Genomic DNA, 15,109 nt, shown 5'->3' with positions numbered 1-15,109 from the left:
GAGACTGTATCACCGACGATGCGTCTACTATCTGGGCTCTGCGTCCGCAATTCGGTCGGCGCGGCTGTACGCCACCATGGACGGGCCGCGCAGGAAGCCCACGAGCGTCAGGCCCGTGTCGGTCGCGAGTTCCGCGGCCAGCGACGACGGAGCGGACACGGCCGCGAGCATCGGGATCCCCGCCATGAGCGCCTTCTGCGTCAGCTCGAAGCTGGCGCGCCCCGACACCATCAGCACGCAGCCCCGCGCGGGAAGCCGGTCGTGCATGAGCGCCCACCCCACCACCTTGTCGACGGCGTTGTGCCGCCCGACGTCCTCGCGCAGCACGAGCATCTCTCCGTCGGCTCCGTCGAAGAGCGCCGCGGCGTGCAGCCCGCCGGTCCGCTCGAAGACGGCCTGCGCGGCGCGGAGGTCGTCGGGGAACCGGGTCAGCAGCTCGGGCGCGATGGTCAGCGGATCCTCGTCGACCGTGAACCGCGACGCCGTGTGCACGGCCTCGATGCTGGCCTTGCCGCACAGCCCGCACGAGCTGGTGGTGAAGAAGTTGCGCTCCAAGCTGGGATCGGGCGGCTCGACGCCGGGCGCGAGCGTCACGTCGAGCACGTTGTAGGTGTTGCCCTCGTCGGCCGTGCCCGGCGCGGGCGCGCAGTGGATGGCCCGCGCGAGCTGGTCGCCCCGGTGGATCACCCCCTCGGAGACGAGGAAGCCCGCAGCGAGCTCCACGTCGTGTCCGGGCGTGCGCATGGTGACGGCGAGCGAGCGCCCGAGCACCCGGATCTCGAGCGGCTCCTCGACCGTCAGGTAGTCCGCCCGGCGACGGCGGCCCTCTCCCACGGTGATCCGGGTGACGCGGCGGCGGCTGGCGATGCGGGACACCCCTCTTGACTAGCATGGAGGGGTGCACCGGAGCAAGCGATGACCATCACCCCGGAGCAGCATCTCGGCTGGATCCTCGAGCGCGTGCCGCGACTGCCCGAGGAGCGGTTGCCGCTGGGCGGGGCCGCGGGGCGCACCCTCGCCGCCGACATCCGCGCGCAGCACTCGCTGCCGCTCTGGGACAACTCCGCGATGGACGGCTACGCCGTGCGCAGCGCGGACGTGGCCTCTGCGAGCCCCGGCCGGCCGGTCGCGCTGCGCGTGATCGGCGAGGTGACGGCCGGCAGCGCCGAGGATCCCGCGCTCGCCCCCGGGGAGGCCGTGCGCATCATGACGGGCGCGCCGGTGCCGGCGGCGGCCGACGCGGTCGTGGCGGTCGAGCGCACGAGCGGTGAGGCCGGCGAGGGGCGTTGGGCTCGGCGGCGGGTGGAGATCGCAGAGGCGGCTGCGGCGGGGCGCAACATCCGCCGCCGCGGGGAGGACATCGCCGCCGGCGCGGTGGTGGCCCGCGCGGGCGATCCGCTCACGGCGCGGCGCCGCGCCGCGCTCGCCGCGGCCGGGGTCGCCGAGGCGCCCGTGAGCGCCGTGCCCCGGGTCGCCGTGATCGCGACCGGCGCCGAGCTGCGGGCCCCGGGCGCGCGCCTCGCGCGCGGCGAGATCCCCGAGACCAACTCCGCGCTCATCTCCGGGCTGCTGGCCGAGGCGGGCATCGCGGCGGCGGCGGTGCGGCGCAGCTCCGACCGTCCGGAGGAGCTCGCGGAGCTGCTGAGCGCCTGCGCGAGGACCGCGGACGCCGTGATCACGACCGGCGGGATCGGCCCGGGGGTGCGCGACGTCACCCGCATCGCGCTTGAGGACGAGCCCGGAGTGCGCGCGGTGCGCGTCGCTGTGCGACCCGGCGGGCCGCAGTGCGCCGGGCCGCTGCGGAACGGGGTCTTCGCGTTCGCGCTGCCGGGCAACCCGGTGAGCGCCGCCGTGAGCTTCGAACTCTTCGTCCGCCCCGCCCTGCTCGCCATGCAGGGGCGCCGCGAGATCCACCGGCTGTGCGCGCCGGCGATCGCGGCGGCCGACTGGCGCGGCGCGCCGGACCGCCTGCAGGTGCTGCCCGTGGCGCTCTGGAACGAGGGCGACGCGCTGCGCTGCGCTCCGGCGGTGGATCCCGGCGGGGTGTCGCACGCCGTCGGCGGACACGGCGGGGCCGACGGCTACGCGCTCGTGGGGCCGGATCGCGGCGATGTGCGCCGCGGCGAGACGGTGCCCGTGATGCTGCTCGACGGAGGAGGCCGATGACTCCCGCGGCCGGCGACGCCCCCGGCTTCGACGCGGTGCTGCTCGCGGGCGGGGCCGGCCGGCGGCTCGGCGGCGTGGACAAGGCCGCGATCGCGCTGCGGGGCGTCCGGCTGGTGGACCGGGTGTCCGCGGCTGCGCGCAAGGCCGGGGCGCGGCGCGTCGTGGTCGTGGGCCCCGAGCACGCCGCCGGTGCGCACGGCGTCCCGGTGCGGGAGGACCCGCCGGGCGGCGGCCCCCTGGCGGCGGTCGCGGCGGCGCTGCCGAGCGTCACCGCCGAGTGGGTGATGCTGCTGCCGTGCGACCTGGTGCACCCCGAGCCGGTCTGCGCAGCCCTGCGGCGAGCGCTGCAACGGCTCGCGCCCGCACGCCCCGGCACACCCGCGCGCGGGCCGTCGGCAACCGCGGGCGCCGACGACGTCTGGGACGGCGCGCTGCTGCGCGACGAGTCGGGGCGCCTGCAGTGGCTCGCGGGCGTCTACGCCGCGGGCGCGCTGCGGCGCGGTGTCGCGGCGCTGGGCGGCGAGCTCGCCGACGCGCCGCTGCGGCGCCTCTTCGACGGCGCCCGGCTGCTCGAGGTCCCCGCGCGGGGCGGGATCTCGGCCGACATCGACACCCCCGGCGACCTCGCGAGGGCCGAGTCCGAAACCCTAGACTGAAGACGGAGCGCTCCGACCCGCGCCGGCACCCCACCCGGGAGGATTCCCTCATGAACGCAGCCGCCCACCTGCCGCCCTCGGCCCTCGACGACTGGGTGATCGCCGCATCGGCCGAGCTGGGCCTCGATCCCGACACCGCGGCCACCTCCACCGTGCTCGACCTGGCGCGCGACGTGGCCCACGACGTCGCGAGACCCGCCGCGCCGGTGTCGGCCTACCTCCTCGGCCTCGCCGTGGGGCGGGCCGAGCGGACCGGCTCCAGCACGGAGCAGGCGCTCGCCGAACTGTCGCAGCGCCTGGTCGCACTCGCCGCCCGCCATCGCGGCGCCGGCGGCTGAGTCGTCGGAGCACCCGCTTCCGTCGAACGCGCTCAGCCGGACTCCGCCGGCCGAGCACGCATCTCCAAGCGGCGCCGGGCGGGACGGGCCCCGGGCCGGGCGGCGCCGGGCCGGGCGGGCGCCACGAGCACCAGGAGCGCGGCGCCGATGGTCGCGAGACCGATCCACCCCGCGGGCGGCAGCCGCTCCCCCACCACCAGCACCGCCAGCACCGCCGCGACCGCGGGTTCGCTCAGCGTGAGCGTGGTCGCCGTGCTGGCGCGCACCCGCGTGAGGCCGTAGCCGAAGAGCAGGTAACCGACGAACATCGGCACGAGCGCCATGTACGCGGCGACCCCGAACGACGACGCCGAGGCGAGCAGCGGCCCGCCTGTCGCGAGCAGCACGGGCATCAGCAGGGCGCCGCCGCAGCCGAACACTGACCCCATCGCCGCACCCCGCCCGACACCGCCGTTCAGCAGGCGGGCCACGACCCAGGAGTACAGCGCGTAGGCGGCCCCCGCGATCACTCCGAGCCCGATCCCGAGCACCGCCGCCGCGGCGTCATCGGGCGCCGCGCCCGCCTTCGACAGGCACAGCGCGGCGCTTCCCGCGATCCCGAGCCCCGCGGCGATCAGCCAGACCCCGCCGAGCCGCCGACCGTCGACGAGGCGCTCGACGAGCCCCGAGACGAGTGGCGCCGAGGCGAGCGACACGACCGTGCCCACGGCGACGCCGGCGAGGCGCATGGAGCTGTAGAACGCGAGAGGGTAGATCGCGACGGCCGCGGCGCCGAGCGCGATGAGACCCGCTCGGGCGCGCAGCAGGCGCCGCTCCCGGCGCAGCTCGCGCACCGCGATCGCCCCCTGCAGCAATCCGCCGATCCCCAGCGCGGCGGCGCCGATCGCGAGCGGGCTCGCCTGCGGGGCGAGAGTCGCCGCGGTGCCGGTGGTGCCCCAGAGCACCGCGGCGGCGAGCACCGCGGCCGGACCGCGCCACTCCCTCACAGCGCGTCCAGCAACCCGGCCGCGATGCCGCGGGCGCGCAGCAGGCGCGCGGGCACCCCCTCGAGCCCGGCTCGGGCCGTGGCCCCCTCGAGGAGGAAGCAGAGGTGCTCGGCGATGGCCGCCGCGCGCTCCGGATCGGTCAGTTCCGCGAGGTGCTCGCGGAGCAGTCGCTCGACCTGCTCCTTGTGCTCGCGGACCGCGGTGCGCGCCGGATCGTCGGCTTCGAGCTCGGCCGCCGCGTTGAGCAGCCCGCACCCCCGGAAGCGGTGCTCGTACGCCGCCTCGGCGTGGTCGACGTAGGCGTCGAACACGGCGAGCACCCGCTCGCGCGGCCCGGAGGCCTCCACCGCGCGCCCGCGATACAGCTCGAACCACTCCTGGTCGCGGGCGCGCACGTACGCGAGCACGAGCTCGCCCTTCGAGGCGAAGTTGTTGTAGAGGCTCTGCTTCGCGACACCGGCGGCGGCGGTGATGGTGTCGATCCCGGTCGCGACGATCCCGCGCGCATAGAACTCGCGCGCCGCGGCCTCGAGCAGCCGCTCCCGGGCGGATCCGGATCCGTCTGCCATGAGAGCCTCACCTCTGTTCGACGAGCTAGGTAGACCAGTCTACCTAGCTCCGGGGCCGCCGCAAGACCGCCGCATGGCGGGTGCGGTCCGGAAGGGTCGCGGACCGGGCTCTTCCGGGGCGCCAGAACCGGGGCCGCTCGCGCCCCGGCTTCCATCGATCGTCAGCGCGACGAGCGCGTTGACCGTGCCTTCCTCTGGGAGACCGGCTCCCTGCGGAGCGGACCCCTTCGCCGAGCGGCCCCAAGGCCTCGAGCGATCCGGAGATCTCCGTGACATCTCGCGGTTTCGATGGCGACTCGGCGGTTCGCTGGGCTTCCGGATCCGCGGTCGGTCTACGTCGGCGTGAACGCGGAGACGGGGGCGTTCATCCCCCACTCGTACATGGCGTCGAGCACGGGGCGCAGCTGCCATCCGAGATCCGTCAGCTCGTAGACGACGCGGGGCGGAATCTCGGGGTACGCGGTGCGCGTGACGATGCCCCGCGCCTCGAACAGGCGCAGGCGGTTGGTCAGGGTGTGGGCGCTGATACCCGGCAGGGCATCTCGGAGTTCGCCGAAGCGGTGCGGACCGTGCATGAGCTCGCGGATGATGAGCGTCGCCCACGGGCCGTCGAACAGCATCAGAAACCGGGCGACGCCGCACTCGGGAAGGTCGGCCTGATCCATCTTCGCCCCGTTCCTGTAGTGCAGTTGACGTAACCGATGCAGCATGTGCACTAATGGGAGTATCGCACACGCTCAGGGCAGTGCGAGCACCGGAAGACGGAACGAATGGAGAGTATTGAGATGAGCGAGAAGTCCCCGATCGAGGTTGCGAACGCCTACTTCGAGGCGCTGGGTTCGGGCGACGTCCCCGCGGCGATGGGCATGTTCGGGGCGGGTGTCGTGTGGCACCAGCCGGGCGCCAACCGGTTCTCGGGCGACCACAACGGCGTCGAGGGGGTCGGGGCGCTGCTCGGCGGCATGATGGAGGTCAGCCAGGGCACCTTCCGGCTGGCGGTCACCGGTCCGGCCATGGCCAACGGTGAGCTCGTGGCAGTTCCCGTGCGGTTCACCGGCGCCCGCGACGGCGCGGCGATGGACATGGCGGGCGTCGACCTGCTCACGGTGCGCGCCGGCGAGATCGCCGAGGTGCGCCTCTTCTCCGAGGACGGCCCGGCCGAAGACGCGTTCTGGGGCGCGGCCGAGTAGACACCGCTCCAGCGGGGCGGGGTCGGGAAACGGGGATCCCGCCCCGCAGCGCGAGCAGTGACGCCGCTCTACCCCTGGTGCGCGGTCTGCGTTCTCGCCAGCACCTTGAACGCGCACTCTGACCTGCAGGGCTCGTCGCTGTCGGGACAGGACACGACGTGATCTCGCGCGGAGACGAGATGGTCGCGCAACCGGGACAGTGCGGCGATCTGTCGATCCACCTCTTCGAGCCGGCCCGTGAGCACCGGCTGAAGGGAGGCCTTGACGCCGGTGCAGGTGCCCGCGTCCGCGAGCACCAGCAGGTCGAGAATCTCGGGGAGCTCCAGACCCAGCTGCTTCGCAGAGCCGATGAAATCGAGACGTTGGATGTCGCTCTCGGTGAACGCCCGGTAGCCGTTATCGGAGCGCCGCGGCGCGAGCAGTCCAAGAGACTCGTAGTAGCGCAGCGTGCTGGCCGGAACGCCGCTGCGCGCTTCCACCTCTGAGATCTTCATGCCCATGCGTCGACTCTAGATGCAGCCGACTTGACCTTCAACTCGGCTCTAAGGTTTAGGGTGGTGAACGTGACATACGTGATTGCCCTGCCCTGCGTCGACGTGAAAGACCGCGCCTGTGTCGACGAGTGCCCGGTGGACTGCATCTACGAAGGCGAGCGGATGCTCTACATCCACCCCGACGAATGCGTGGACTGCGGCGCGTGCGAACCCGTCTGCCCGGTCGAGGCGATCTACTACGAGGACGATCTCCCCGAGCAGTGGGCCGACTACTACACCGCGAACGTCGAGTTCTTCGACGACCTCGGCTCCCCCGGCGGCGCGGCGAAGGTCGGCCCCATCCCCAGGGATCACCCGATCGTCGCTGCGCTTCCCCCGCAGCATCAGCCCGAGTAAGTAACCGACAGCGGCACACGCCGCCGGACCGGCGTCGAGCCGGCCGCAGTCGGGAACCGCCCGAACCCGATGAGGTCAGAATGAGGTCCGTTGATATGCAAACGAGTGTGGCGTGGATGGAACGGCACCAGGTAGCGCTATACCTTGGCGGAATGGCCCTCGGCGCGATCCTGGGCTTGGTCATCCCGGGGCTCGCACACCCAGCCGAGACGGCCATCCACCCCGCGCTCGCGGTGCTGCTCTACGCCACGTTCCTCGGCATTCCATTCGGCAGGATCGGTCACTCCTTCCGGGACTGGAGATTCCTGGTCACGATCTTCGCCGTGAACTTCCTCGTCGTGCCCGTGGTGGTCTTCCTGCTGTCGAGGTTCGTAGCCAATGACCAGGTGCTCCTCGTCGGAGTGCTGTTCGTGCTGCTCACTCCGTGCATCGACTACGTCATCGTCTTCAGCGGGCTGGCGGGAGGCAGCGAGGAGCGACTGCTCGTCGCGGCCCCCCTGCTCATGATCACCCAGATGCTCCTGCTCCCCCTCTACCTCTGGCTGTTCGTCGGTGCAGAATTCGTTCAGTCCGTCGAGTTCGCTCCGTTCGTCGAGGCGTTCGTGCTCATCATCGCGATCCCTCTCATAGCCGCCGGCCTCACACAGCTCGCAGCCGGCCGCACTCGCTGGGGCGCGAAGGCGCAGAAGATCGTGACGGACGCGATGGTGCCGTTGATGGTGCTCACCCTGGCGATCGTGGTCGCTTCGCAGATCGCCGGGGTGGGAGCGCAGCTCGGATCGCTGCTGCTCACCGTGCCCATCTACGTGTTGTTCGCCGCGGTCATGATCCCCATCGGCGCGGGCGCGGGTCGTATTGCTCGCCTTGATCTTCCGGGCACGAGAAGCATCGTGTTCAGCGGCGCGACGCGGAACTCCCTGGTCGTTCTCCCCCTCGTGCTGGCTCTTCCGGCGAAGTTCGACCTGGCCCCCCTGGTGGTCGTCACTCAGACGCTCGTCGAACTCATCGTCATGGTGGTCTTCGTCCGGCTGATCCCGCGTCTCGTGCGAGGTTCGGCTGAGGCTGCGATTCCTTCAGGGATCGACGCGGATCGCAGATGAAGCGGGCACTTCGACGGCGATGATCGAGGCCCGCGTGCCTGCGGCCGCCGCCCGGGTGGGGCGGCGGCCGCAGGCACGCGTCGCGAGGTGTCAGCCTCGCCGGAGCCGTCGAGCGACCAGCGCGGCCCCGAGCACCATCAGGAGCGCTGCGATCACGACGTAAGGCGCGGGGGAATCGCCACCGGTGGTGGCGAGCGGGCCGCCCGAGCCGCCCGCACCGGTGCCGCCACCGGCTGCCGGCGTTTCTCCGGTACCGCCGTTCCCGCCGCCGTTCGCCGCGGTCACCGTCAGCGGCGTGGCGATCTCGGTGCCGTCGGCGGCGATCACCACGAGCTGGTGATCGCCGGCGGGCGTGTCCGCGGGGACGGTGACGATGCTCTGGAACGATCCGTCGCCGCCGACGCGCGCGGCGCCGACCCCGACCGGGTCGGACCGCAGCTCGAAGGCGACCTCGCTGCCGGGCTCGAAGCCCGAGCCTGCGACGGTGACCGTGCCGCCTGCCTCGACGCTGGCGGCGTCGAGCTTCACCTCGGGGCCTGCTGCGGGGGCCTCGGCGAACTTCACGGGGATCTGCGCGGTCGTGCCGGTTCCCGCGACGCTCGCGGTGAGCTGCTGCGCGCCGGCCGCGCCGGCGGGAACCGTGAAGGTCAGCGTCGCACGGCCGCCCTCGTCTCCGGTGTCCACCGCGGTCGGGTCCACCTCGCCGGTGGCCAGCACGGTGTCGCCGAGGGCGAGGGTCACCGCTCCGGGCGCCGGCTCGCCGCCGCTGAACGCCAGCGACGACAGCGCGACGGTGACCTCGGATCCGGCCGGGTACCCGCCGGCCGGGGCCGCGTCGAGGACGACGCCCACCGCGCGCTGCGAGTCATCCGGGGTCGCGGTGGTGTTCTGGGAGAACCAGTCGACCATCGACTGCAGGTCGATCTTGCCGCTGTCCTTCCGGTTCACGCCGTCGGCGAGGGTGGTGAAGTTGTCACCGCCGGCCGCGAGGAACGAGTTCGCCGCGACACGGTAGGCGGCCTCCGGGTCGACCGGTTCGCCGTTCAGCAGCATCGAGGTGATGCGTGAGCCTGCCTCGGCGGTCGGATCGTAGGTGTACACCAGCTCCCTGGAGACCCCGAGCTTCAGGAACGGCCGGCTCGCGCTCGCCGGCTGCCACTGCTCCTCGAGCACCTGCTTCAACTGCGCGCCGGTGAGGTCGAACGTGACCAGAGTGTTCGCGAACGGCTGCACGGTCGCCGCCTCCCGGTAGGTCACGTTGCCGTCGGGGTCGGATCCCCCGCTCGACGCGTACGTGAGGTCGGTGCGCAGTCCGCCCGGATTCATCACCGCCAGGTCTGCGCCGGTCGACTGCTTCTGCACGTCGGCGACGAAGTTGCCGAGCGTCGATTCGCCACCGCGGTTCTCGGTCGTGCCGTCGCTCTGCCGCGCCCGGTTGAGGTCGGCGGTGATCTCGCCGACCTTCTTGGCGCCTACGACATCGGCCTGCTTCTTCGCGTCATCGACGATCTTCTGCACCTCGGCCACCGGCTCGTACAGCGGCTTGCCGTCCTTGGTGAGCGGCTTGATCTCGTTGTTGATCGACAGCAGCTTCTTCGTCTTCGGATCGACCTGCAGATCCATCAGCCCGAAGTTCTGACCGTACTGCCCGGCCGAGACGACCGGTCGGCCGTCGATGACCTGGTTGTAGGCGAGGTGCGTGTGCGCGGAGACGATCGCGTTGACGTCGGAGTCGACCCCGTTCACGATCCTGCCGAGCGGCGACTCGGGCGTGATGCTCGAGACGTCGGTGGTCGTCGCGCCCTCGTGCACCAGCAGGATCACGACATCGGCCTCGCCGTTGGACTCGTCGCCGTCACGCAGGTCGTCGGCCGCGGCGTTCACCGAGTCGGCGATGCTGCGCACGTCGAGGTTCGCGATGCCGTCCGGCGACACCAGCGAGCCGAGCTCCTCGGTGACCGCGCCGACGAACCCGACGCGGACGCCGCCGACGTTCTTCACCCAGCTCGGTGCGAGCGCGGGCTTGCCGGTCTCGGTCGAGAACACGTTCGAGGAGACGTACTCCCAGTCGGCGCGATCCTGCACGCGGCCGCGCAGGTCGTCCCAGCCCCGGTCGAACTCGTGGTTGCCCGGGGCGCTGACCTCGAGACCGGCGGCGTTGAGCGCGTCGATCGTCGGGTTGTCGTCGAGGATGAACGAGGTGAACGTCGACGCGTTGATCAGGTCGCCCGCGGCGGCGAAGATCGTGTTCGGGTTCGCCTCGCGCTGCTGCTTCACGGCACCGGCCAGCACGGCGGCCCCCGCCGACGCGCCGTCCGCCTCGATCCGGCCGTGGAAGTCGTTGATCGTGGCGATGTCGACGTCGACCGGGCCCGCCTGGGCGGACAGCCCGACCGTGACCGGGTCGTGGTCGCTGGAGCGGTACGGGCTCCCGGCCTCGGCCGCGCCGAAGGCGTAACCGCGATCGCCCCACTCCGCCGAGTTGATCGCCCACGCGCCCGCACCGGTGATCGAGCCCACGAGCGAGGGCGAGGCGATGACGCGGACGAGCGATCCGCGCTCACCGTCGAACGTGTACGCGTACTGGCCGTCGGCATTCGCCGGCAGCAGGTCGGTCCAGCCCGCCTGAGCGAACACGTTGACCGGGTCCTCCTTCGCGTAGGAGTTGAAGTCGCCGGCCAGCAGCACGTCGTCGCTGCCGGACGCCTGCTGCACGGTCTTCGAGAGCTCGAGCACCGACTGCGCCTGCTTCACGCGATCCTCGTTGAAGAAGCCCTGTCCGTCGGCGGGCTCTTCTCCGGCGCCCTTCGGCGGCGACTTCGACTTGAAGTGGTTGGCGATCACGCTGACGATCCGGCCGTTCGCGTCGAAGGTCTGCGCGATCGGCTCGCGCGCGTTGCCCCACACCGTCTCATCGCTGACCGTCACCGCGTCGCCGACGGGCGCGACGGCGTCCTTCTTGTAGATGATCGCGTTCGTGATGTAGTCGGTGGTCGCGGCATCGGTCAGCGCCTTCGGCGTCGGAACGTACGCCCACTGCTCCGAGCCGAGCTCGGCGTTCAGGCCCGAGACGAGGTCCTTCAGCGCGCTGTCCGCCGGCTTGCCGAACTTGACGGAGTTCTCGATCTCCAGGAGCGTGACGACCTCGGCGTCGAGCCCGTTGATCGCCGCGACGGTCTTGGACTTCTGGGTCGCGAACTGCCCGGCATCCTTCGCGCCGCGCGCGTTCGAGCTCTCGCTCTTCAGGGTCGTGAAGTAGTTGTTGGCGTTGAACGCCGCCACCTGCAGGTCGCCGCCCACCTCCGGCGGCGCCGTCGGTCGCGGGTTGTTCGCCGTGAAGGTCGCCCTGTACTGGGCATCGCTGGAGTCGTCGATCGGCACGACGGGCTGCAGCCGCCAGTCGTTGAAGCCCCACTGCAGAATGTAACCGCGCTGGGCGAACTCGACCGCGTCGCCGTTGCGCACGACGGCGTCCTTCGTGTAGTACGGCTGCTCACCGGTGTGCGCGGCGTTGTTCAGCTGCAGCGACCAGCCGTCGTCCAACAGGATGCGCGATGCGCGGTTCGCCTTGGCGATCGCGTCGGCCTCGGAGCCCGGACGCGCCTGCTCGGTGCTCTTGACGTTGAGCGCGCCGGGGTTCAGCCACAGCGTGCCGTAGTTGTAGAGCTGGTGCGATGAGGCCACGAGGTAGGCGCCCTCCGGCGCGACGAGCTGATTCTCGTATGCCTCGCGGCCTGCGCCCACCACGTCGCCGGGCAGGGGCGTCGGCTCCGGCACGCCGACGCCGGCCTCGACCAGCTCCACCGCGCCGGCGTTCGCGGGAGCGATCTGCGTCTGCCCGTAGTACTCGCCGACCTGTCCCGTGACGGAGACCCGGTCGCCGATCTGCGGATCGCCGACGGCCAGGTTGTTCAGGAAGACGAAGATGCCGTCGGATGCTCCGGGCGTCGCGTCTTCCGTTCCGCCGGAGCCCTGCGTCTGGATGGCGATGCCCTTGTAGCCGCCGGTGCGGTAGTCGCCCGTCACCACGCCCTCGACGGTGACCGTCTGTCCGTCCATCGGGGAGACGTCTCCGGTGCCCTGCACCTCGGCGATGGAGACCGTCTGGGCGCCGCCCGGGTCGGCGCCGGGGTTCGTGCCGGGATCGGTGCCCGGGTCCGTGCCCGGATCGGTGCCGCTTCCGTCCCCCGAGTTCTGCGGGGTGATCGTCGCCGAGAGCGAGAAGTCGGCGCTGTTGTCGTCGGTGTCGGCGCCGCCCGTGCGGTTCAGCGACTTCACATCGGTGTTGTTCTGGGGCCCGGCCGCCGCCGCGCCCTCGAAGGTGTTCGAGGTGCCGTAGCCGAGCGCGTCGATGACGCCAGAGGCGCCCGCGAGGGAACCGGTCGGCAGCGCGACCGCGGCGGCGTCCTGCACCAGCGCGATCGTGCCGCCCGTTCCGCTCGGGTTCAGGCCGCCGGCCGTGGCGTCCGGGGCGGGCAGCGCTTCGCCGCCGGCGCCGTTGCTGCCGCCCTGCACGAGGAAGTAGCCTCCGGCCGCGATCTCGCCCGACAGCGGCAGCACGCTCGTGGACGCGCCGGTTCCGGAGGCGGAGCGGTACTGCAGCGACATCCCGTCCAGGGCGATCGCCTCGGTCGTGGGGTTGTAGAGCTCGACGAACTTGTTCGTGAACGCCGCCCCGGCGCTGCCGCCGGACAGGTACGCCTCGTTGATGACGACTCCGGTCCCCGTCGGTGCGGCGACTGCGGGCGCCGCGATCAACGAGCCGAGGCCCGTCGCGACGGCTGCGGTCATGGCGAGGGCGCCCAGGCGCCTCCGTCTCCGGCCAGAGGATGATTCGCGCCCCTCACGGGTCGCATCGTCAGGGGTGGGGATCATCGGTGTTCTCTCCTCAGAGGGTACTGACGACGGCCGCGGGAGGGACCGCCGGTGACGCAGCAGAAAGCGCACGACTCCGACACTAGGGCGGCCCGTCACCCCACCCGGGGGTGTTCGCCGAACGGTCACCGAGATTTCACGCAGCGGCGTTCGCCGGGTCCCGCTCCGGTGCGGACACCGCGGCACGCGCTCTCTCGCCACCGTTCGCCCGTCCGGCGGCGGCCGCGAGCGAGCCCCTCCGCGATGCGCAGCAGACCGGTCGCCAGGCGCCCGTCTAGCGGCGCGCCGGACCCGGTGTCCACGCCGGATCGGCCTCGGGAGTCAGCCGACGAGGGCTGTCAGCTCGAACCAGCGTTCCTCCAGCGCAGCGGTCTCCGCCTCGGCATCCCGCGACTCGTCGCTCAGTCGTCCGATGCCTTCGTAGTCGCTCTGATCGTGAGCGGCCATCCGCTCGTGGATGCTCGCGATGCGCTCGGCCAGCCGCTCCAGCTTCCGCTCGATCGCGGCGCGCTCCTTGCGCGCGGCGCGCTCATCCGCGCCCGACAGTCCTGAGCCATCCGGCACGGGTGCGGAGCCCGGTTTGGCCGCCGGGGGCGCACCGGTGCCGGCGTCCCGCAGCCGCAGATACTCGTCCACCCCGCCGGGCAGATGCCGCAGCCCGCCGTCGATGATCGCGTACTGCTGGTCGGTGATCCGCTCCACGAGATAGCGATCGTGGGAGACGACGACGAGCGTTCCCGGCCAGGAGTCGAACAGGTCCTCCATCGCCGCGAGCATGTCGGTGTCGACGTCGTTCGAAGGCTCGTCGAGCACGATCAGGTTCGGTTCCGACAGCAGCACGAGGAGCAGTTGCAGGCGCCGCTTCTGGCCGCCGGAGAGCTCTCCGACCCGAGCGGACAGGTGCTCGCGGGCGAAGCCGAGCCGTTCGAGCAGCTGCGCTGGCGTGAGCTCCTTGCCGTCGACGACGTAGCTCGCCTTCGTGCGGGCGAGCACGTCGCGCACTCGCTCGCCGGCGATGTCTTCCAGCTCGCGGAACTGCTGGTCGAGCACTCCGAGCTTGACCGTCTTGCCACGCTTGACCCGGCCTGCGGTCGGCTCGACGGTTCCCGCGATGAGGCCGAGCAGCGTGGACTTGCCGGCGCCGTTCGCGCCGAGGATCGCCGCGCGCTCACCGGGCGCGATCCGCCACTCGACGTCCCGCAGCACCTCGCGGCCGTCGAACGACACCGAGGTGTCGAGCAGGTCGATCACCTCCTTGCCGAGACGCGCCACGGCGAGGCGAGACAGCTCCAGGCGGTCTCGGGGCGGCGGCACGTCTTCGATGAGCTGATTGGCGGCGTCGATGCGGAACTTCGGTTTGGACGTTCGAGCCGGCGCGCCGCGGCGCAGCCAGGCGAGCTCCTTCCGCATGAGGTTCTGCCGTTTCGCCTCGATCGCCGCGGCTTGCCGGTCCCGTTCGACCCGCTGGAGCACATAGGCGGCATAGCCGCCCTCGAACGGCTCCACAGTCCGGTCGTGAACCTCCCAGGTGGTGGTCGCGACCTCATCGAGAAACCAGCGGTCGTGCGTGATGACCAGAAGGCCTCCGGCATTCCGCGGCCACCGCGTCTTCAGGTGCTCGGCCAGCCACGAGATGCCCTCGACGTCGAGATGGTTCGTCGGCTCGTCCAAGGCGACGATCTCCCACTCCCCGACCAGCAGCGCCGCCAACGCGACCCTACGCCGCTGTCCGCCCGAGAGCGTGCCGATCCTGGCCTCCCAGGGCAGGTCCGAGACGAGCCCTCCGATCACGTCGCGCACCTTCGCGTCGCCGGCCCACTCGTGCTCGGGCCGGTCGCCGACGATCGCGTGTCCGACCGTCGCGACATCATCCAGGGTGTCGGACTGATCGAGCACGCCTATTCGCACTCCACCGCGCCGCGTCACCCGGCCGGAGTCCGGCTCGATCCGGCCCGACAGCGTCGCCAGCAGCGAGGATTTGCCATCGCCGTTCCGGCCCACGATCCCGATGCGGTCGCCCTCGCTCACGCCGAGCGTCACCGAATCGAAGACCGCGCGCGTCGGAAACTCCAAGTGCAGGGCCTCGGCCCCCAGAAGATGCGCCATAACCCCTCCAGTCTAGGCTCCGCGGCGCCCTCGGCTCGTCGCATGCGGCGCGGATGCGCCGTGCGGACGCGCTAGGTATGCCGCGAGCCGCCACCGAAGCGGTAGACGAACGGGGAGAACGCGTACGCCAGATCCTCCAAGAGATCCCCCTGCTGTTCGCAGAAGTCTTCAGCCTCTTGCGGGCTGCTGCACGGCGCAACGATCCGGGGTTCGCTCTCGAACTCGGACACGGC

General features: G+C 71.7%; 14 protein-coding genes. 6 read left to right on the top strand and 8 right to left on the bottom strand.

Going from position 1 to position 15,109, the window contains the following annotated elements; all coding sequences use genetic code 11:
* Positions 1–27: 27 nt before the first annotated feature.
* A complete protein-coding gene (gene fdhD, locus D1J51_RS07800) occupies positions 28–876 on the bottom strand; it encodes a formate dehydrogenase accessory sulfurtransferase FdhD (RefSeq protein ID WP_119074615.1) in 849 nt (282 codons plus the stop codon).
* A 39-nt stretch (positions 877–915) separates the two neighbouring features.
* Between fdhD and glp the strand changes: the two genes are divergently transcribed.
* The 3 genes from glp to D1J51_RS07785 are packed head-to-tail and all read left to right on the top strand — an operon-like array spanning position 916 to position 3,160.
* Entirely contained in the window at positions 916–2,166 is a 1,251-nt protein-coding gene (gene glp, locus D1J51_RS07795) for a molybdopterin molybdotransferase MoeA (protein ID WP_119074614.1), read from the top strand.
* Positions 2,163–2,822: an NTP transferase domain-containing protein gene (locus D1J51_RS07790; RefSeq protein ID WP_119074613.1), complete on the top strand. Its 660-nt coding sequence runs from the start codon at positions 2,163–2,165 to the stop codon at positions 2,820–2,822. Before glp ends, D1J51_RS07790 begins: the two co-directional genes overlap by 4 nt.
* Before the next feature lie 50 nt (positions 2,823–2,872).
* On the top strand, positions 2,873–3,160 hold the full coding sequence (locus D1J51_RS07785; RefSeq protein ID WP_205547807.1) for a DUF6457 domain-containing protein: 288 nt from the start codon (positions 2,873–2,875) through the stop codon (positions 3,158–3,160).
* 32 nt (positions 3,161–3,192) lie between these two features.
* Here D1J51_RS07785 and D1J51_RS07780 read toward each other — a convergent pair whose 3' ends face one another.
* The 3 genes from D1J51_RS07780 to D1J51_RS07770 all read right to left on the bottom strand — a co-directional run bounded on the left by D1J51_RS07780 (position 3,193) and on the right by D1J51_RS07770 (position 5,425).
* The gene (locus tag D1J51_RS07780; protein WP_119074612.1) at positions 3,193–4,146 is read right to left on the bottom strand and encodes an EamA family transporter; all 954 of its coding nucleotides are present in this window, start codon (positions 4,144–4,146) and stop codon (positions 3,193–3,195) included.
* Positions 4,143–4,715, bottom strand: coding sequence for a TetR/AcrR family transcriptional regulator (locus D1J51_RS07775; RefSeq protein ID WP_119074611.1), 573 nt, complete (start codon positions 4,713–4,715; stop codon positions 4,143–4,145). Before D1J51_RS07775 ends, D1J51_RS07780 begins: the two co-directional genes overlap by 4 nt.
* Before the next feature lie 332 nt (positions 4,716–5,047).
* The gene (locus tag D1J51_RS07770) at positions 5,048–5,425 is read right to left on the bottom strand and encodes a winged helix-turn-helix transcriptional regulator (protein ID WP_240423044.1); all 378 of its coding nucleotides are present in this window, start codon (positions 5,423–5,425) and stop codon (positions 5,048–5,050) included.
* A gap of 75 nt (positions 5,426–5,500) precedes the next feature.
* Between D1J51_RS07770 and D1J51_RS07765 the strand changes: the two genes are divergently transcribed.
* Positions 5,501–5,905, top strand: coding sequence for a nuclear transport factor 2 family protein (locus D1J51_RS07765; protein ID WP_119074609.1), 405 nt, complete (start codon positions 5,501–5,503; stop codon positions 5,903–5,905).
* A gap of 68 nt (positions 5,906–5,973) precedes the next feature.
* Here D1J51_RS07765 and D1J51_RS07760 read toward each other — a convergent pair whose 3' ends face one another.
* The gene (locus tag D1J51_RS07760; protein WP_240423042.1) at positions 5,974–6,405 is read right to left on the bottom strand and encodes a MerR family transcriptional regulator; all 432 of its coding nucleotides are present in this window, start codon (positions 6,403–6,405) and stop codon (positions 5,974–5,976) included.
* Between the two features lie 63 nt (positions 6,406–6,468).
* On the opposite strand from D1J51_RS07760, the gene fdxA reads away from it, so the two are divergent.
* Positions 6,469–6,795: a ferredoxin gene (gene fdxA, locus D1J51_RS07755; protein WP_119074661.1), complete on the top strand. Its 327-nt coding sequence runs from the start codon at positions 6,469–6,471 to the stop codon at positions 6,793–6,795.
* A 95-nt stretch (positions 6,796–6,890) separates the two neighbouring features.
* Positions 6,891–7,895: an arsenic resistance protein gene (locus D1J51_RS07750; protein WP_119074608.1), complete on the top strand. Its 1,005-nt coding sequence runs from the start codon at positions 6,891–6,893 to the stop codon at positions 7,893–7,895.
* A gap of 90 nt (positions 7,896–7,985) precedes the next feature.
* On the opposite strand, the gene D1J51_RS07745 is transcribed toward D1J51_RS07750, so the two are convergent.
* From D1J51_RS07745 to D1J51_RS17880, 3 genes are all read right to left on the bottom strand, one after another.
* The gene (locus tag D1J51_RS07745) at positions 7,986–12,686 is read right to left on the bottom strand and encodes an ExeM/NucH family extracellular endonuclease (RefSeq protein WP_240423040.1); all 4,701 of its coding nucleotides are present in this window, start codon (positions 12,684–12,686) and stop codon (positions 7,986–7,988) included.
* Between the two features lie 405 nt (positions 12,687–13,091).
* Positions 13,092–14,876, bottom strand: coding sequence for an ABC-F family ATP-binding cassette domain-containing protein (locus tag D1J51_RS07740; RefSeq protein WP_119074607.1), 1,785 nt, complete (start codon positions 14,874–14,876; stop codon positions 13,092–13,094).
* A gap of 71 nt (positions 14,877–14,947) precedes the next feature.
* Positions 14,948–15,106, bottom strand: coding sequence for a hypothetical protein (locus D1J51_RS17880; RefSeq protein ID WP_162903714.1), 159 nt, complete (start codon positions 15,104–15,106; stop codon positions 14,948–14,950).
* Positions 15,107–15,109 lie beyond the last annotated feature (3 nt).

Source organism: Leucobacter sp. wl10 (assembly GCF_003569785.1).
Lineage (GTDB): Bacteria > Actinomycetota > Actinomycetes > Actinomycetales > Microbacteriaceae > Leucobacter.
The sequence above is the reverse complement of the archived record's forward strand: the minus strand, read 5'-3'. Positions and strand labels throughout refer to the sequence as shown.

Bases quoted from the DNA above. Each gene is read 5' to 3' on its own strand.
- glp (WP_119074614.1), top strand. From the start codon at position 916: ATGACCATCACCCCGGAGCAGCATCTCGGCTGGATCCTCGAGCGCGTG.
- D1J51_RS07790 (WP_119074613.1), top strand. From the start codon at position 2,163: ATGACTCCCGCGGCCGGCGACGCCCCCGGCTTCGACGCGGTGCTGCTC.
- D1J51_RS07785 (WP_205547807.1), top strand. From the start codon at position 2,873: ATGAACGCAGCCGCCCACCTGCCGCCCTCGGCCCTCGACGACTGGGTG.
- D1J51_RS07775 (WP_119074611.1), bottom strand. From the start codon at position 4,715: ATGGCAGACGGATCCGGATCCGCCCGGGAGCGGCTGCTCGAGGCCGCG.
- D1J51_RS07770 (WP_240423044.1), bottom strand. From the start codon at position 5,425: ATGCTGCATCGGTTACGTCAACTGCACTACAGGAACGGGGCGAAGATG.
- D1J51_RS07765 (WP_119074609.1), top strand. From the start codon at position 5,501: ATGAGCGAGAAGTCCCCGATCGAGGTTGCGAACGCCTACTTCGAGGCG.
- D1J51_RS07760 (WP_240423042.1), bottom strand. From the start codon at position 6,405: ATGGGCATGAAGATCTCAGAGGTGGAAGCGCGCAGCGGCGTTCCGGCC.
- D1J51_RS07750 (WP_119074608.1), top strand. From the start codon at position 6,891: ATGCAAACGAGTGTGGCGTGGATGGAACGGCACCAGGTAGCGCTATAC.
- D1J51_RS07745 (WP_240423040.1), bottom strand. From the start codon at position 12,686: ATGACCGCAGCCGTCGCGACGGGCCTCGGCTCGTTGATCGCGGCGCCC.
- D1J51_RS07740 (WP_119074607.1), bottom strand. From the start codon at position 14,876: ATGGCGCATCTTCTGGGGGCCGAGGCCCTGCACTTGGAGTTTCCGACG.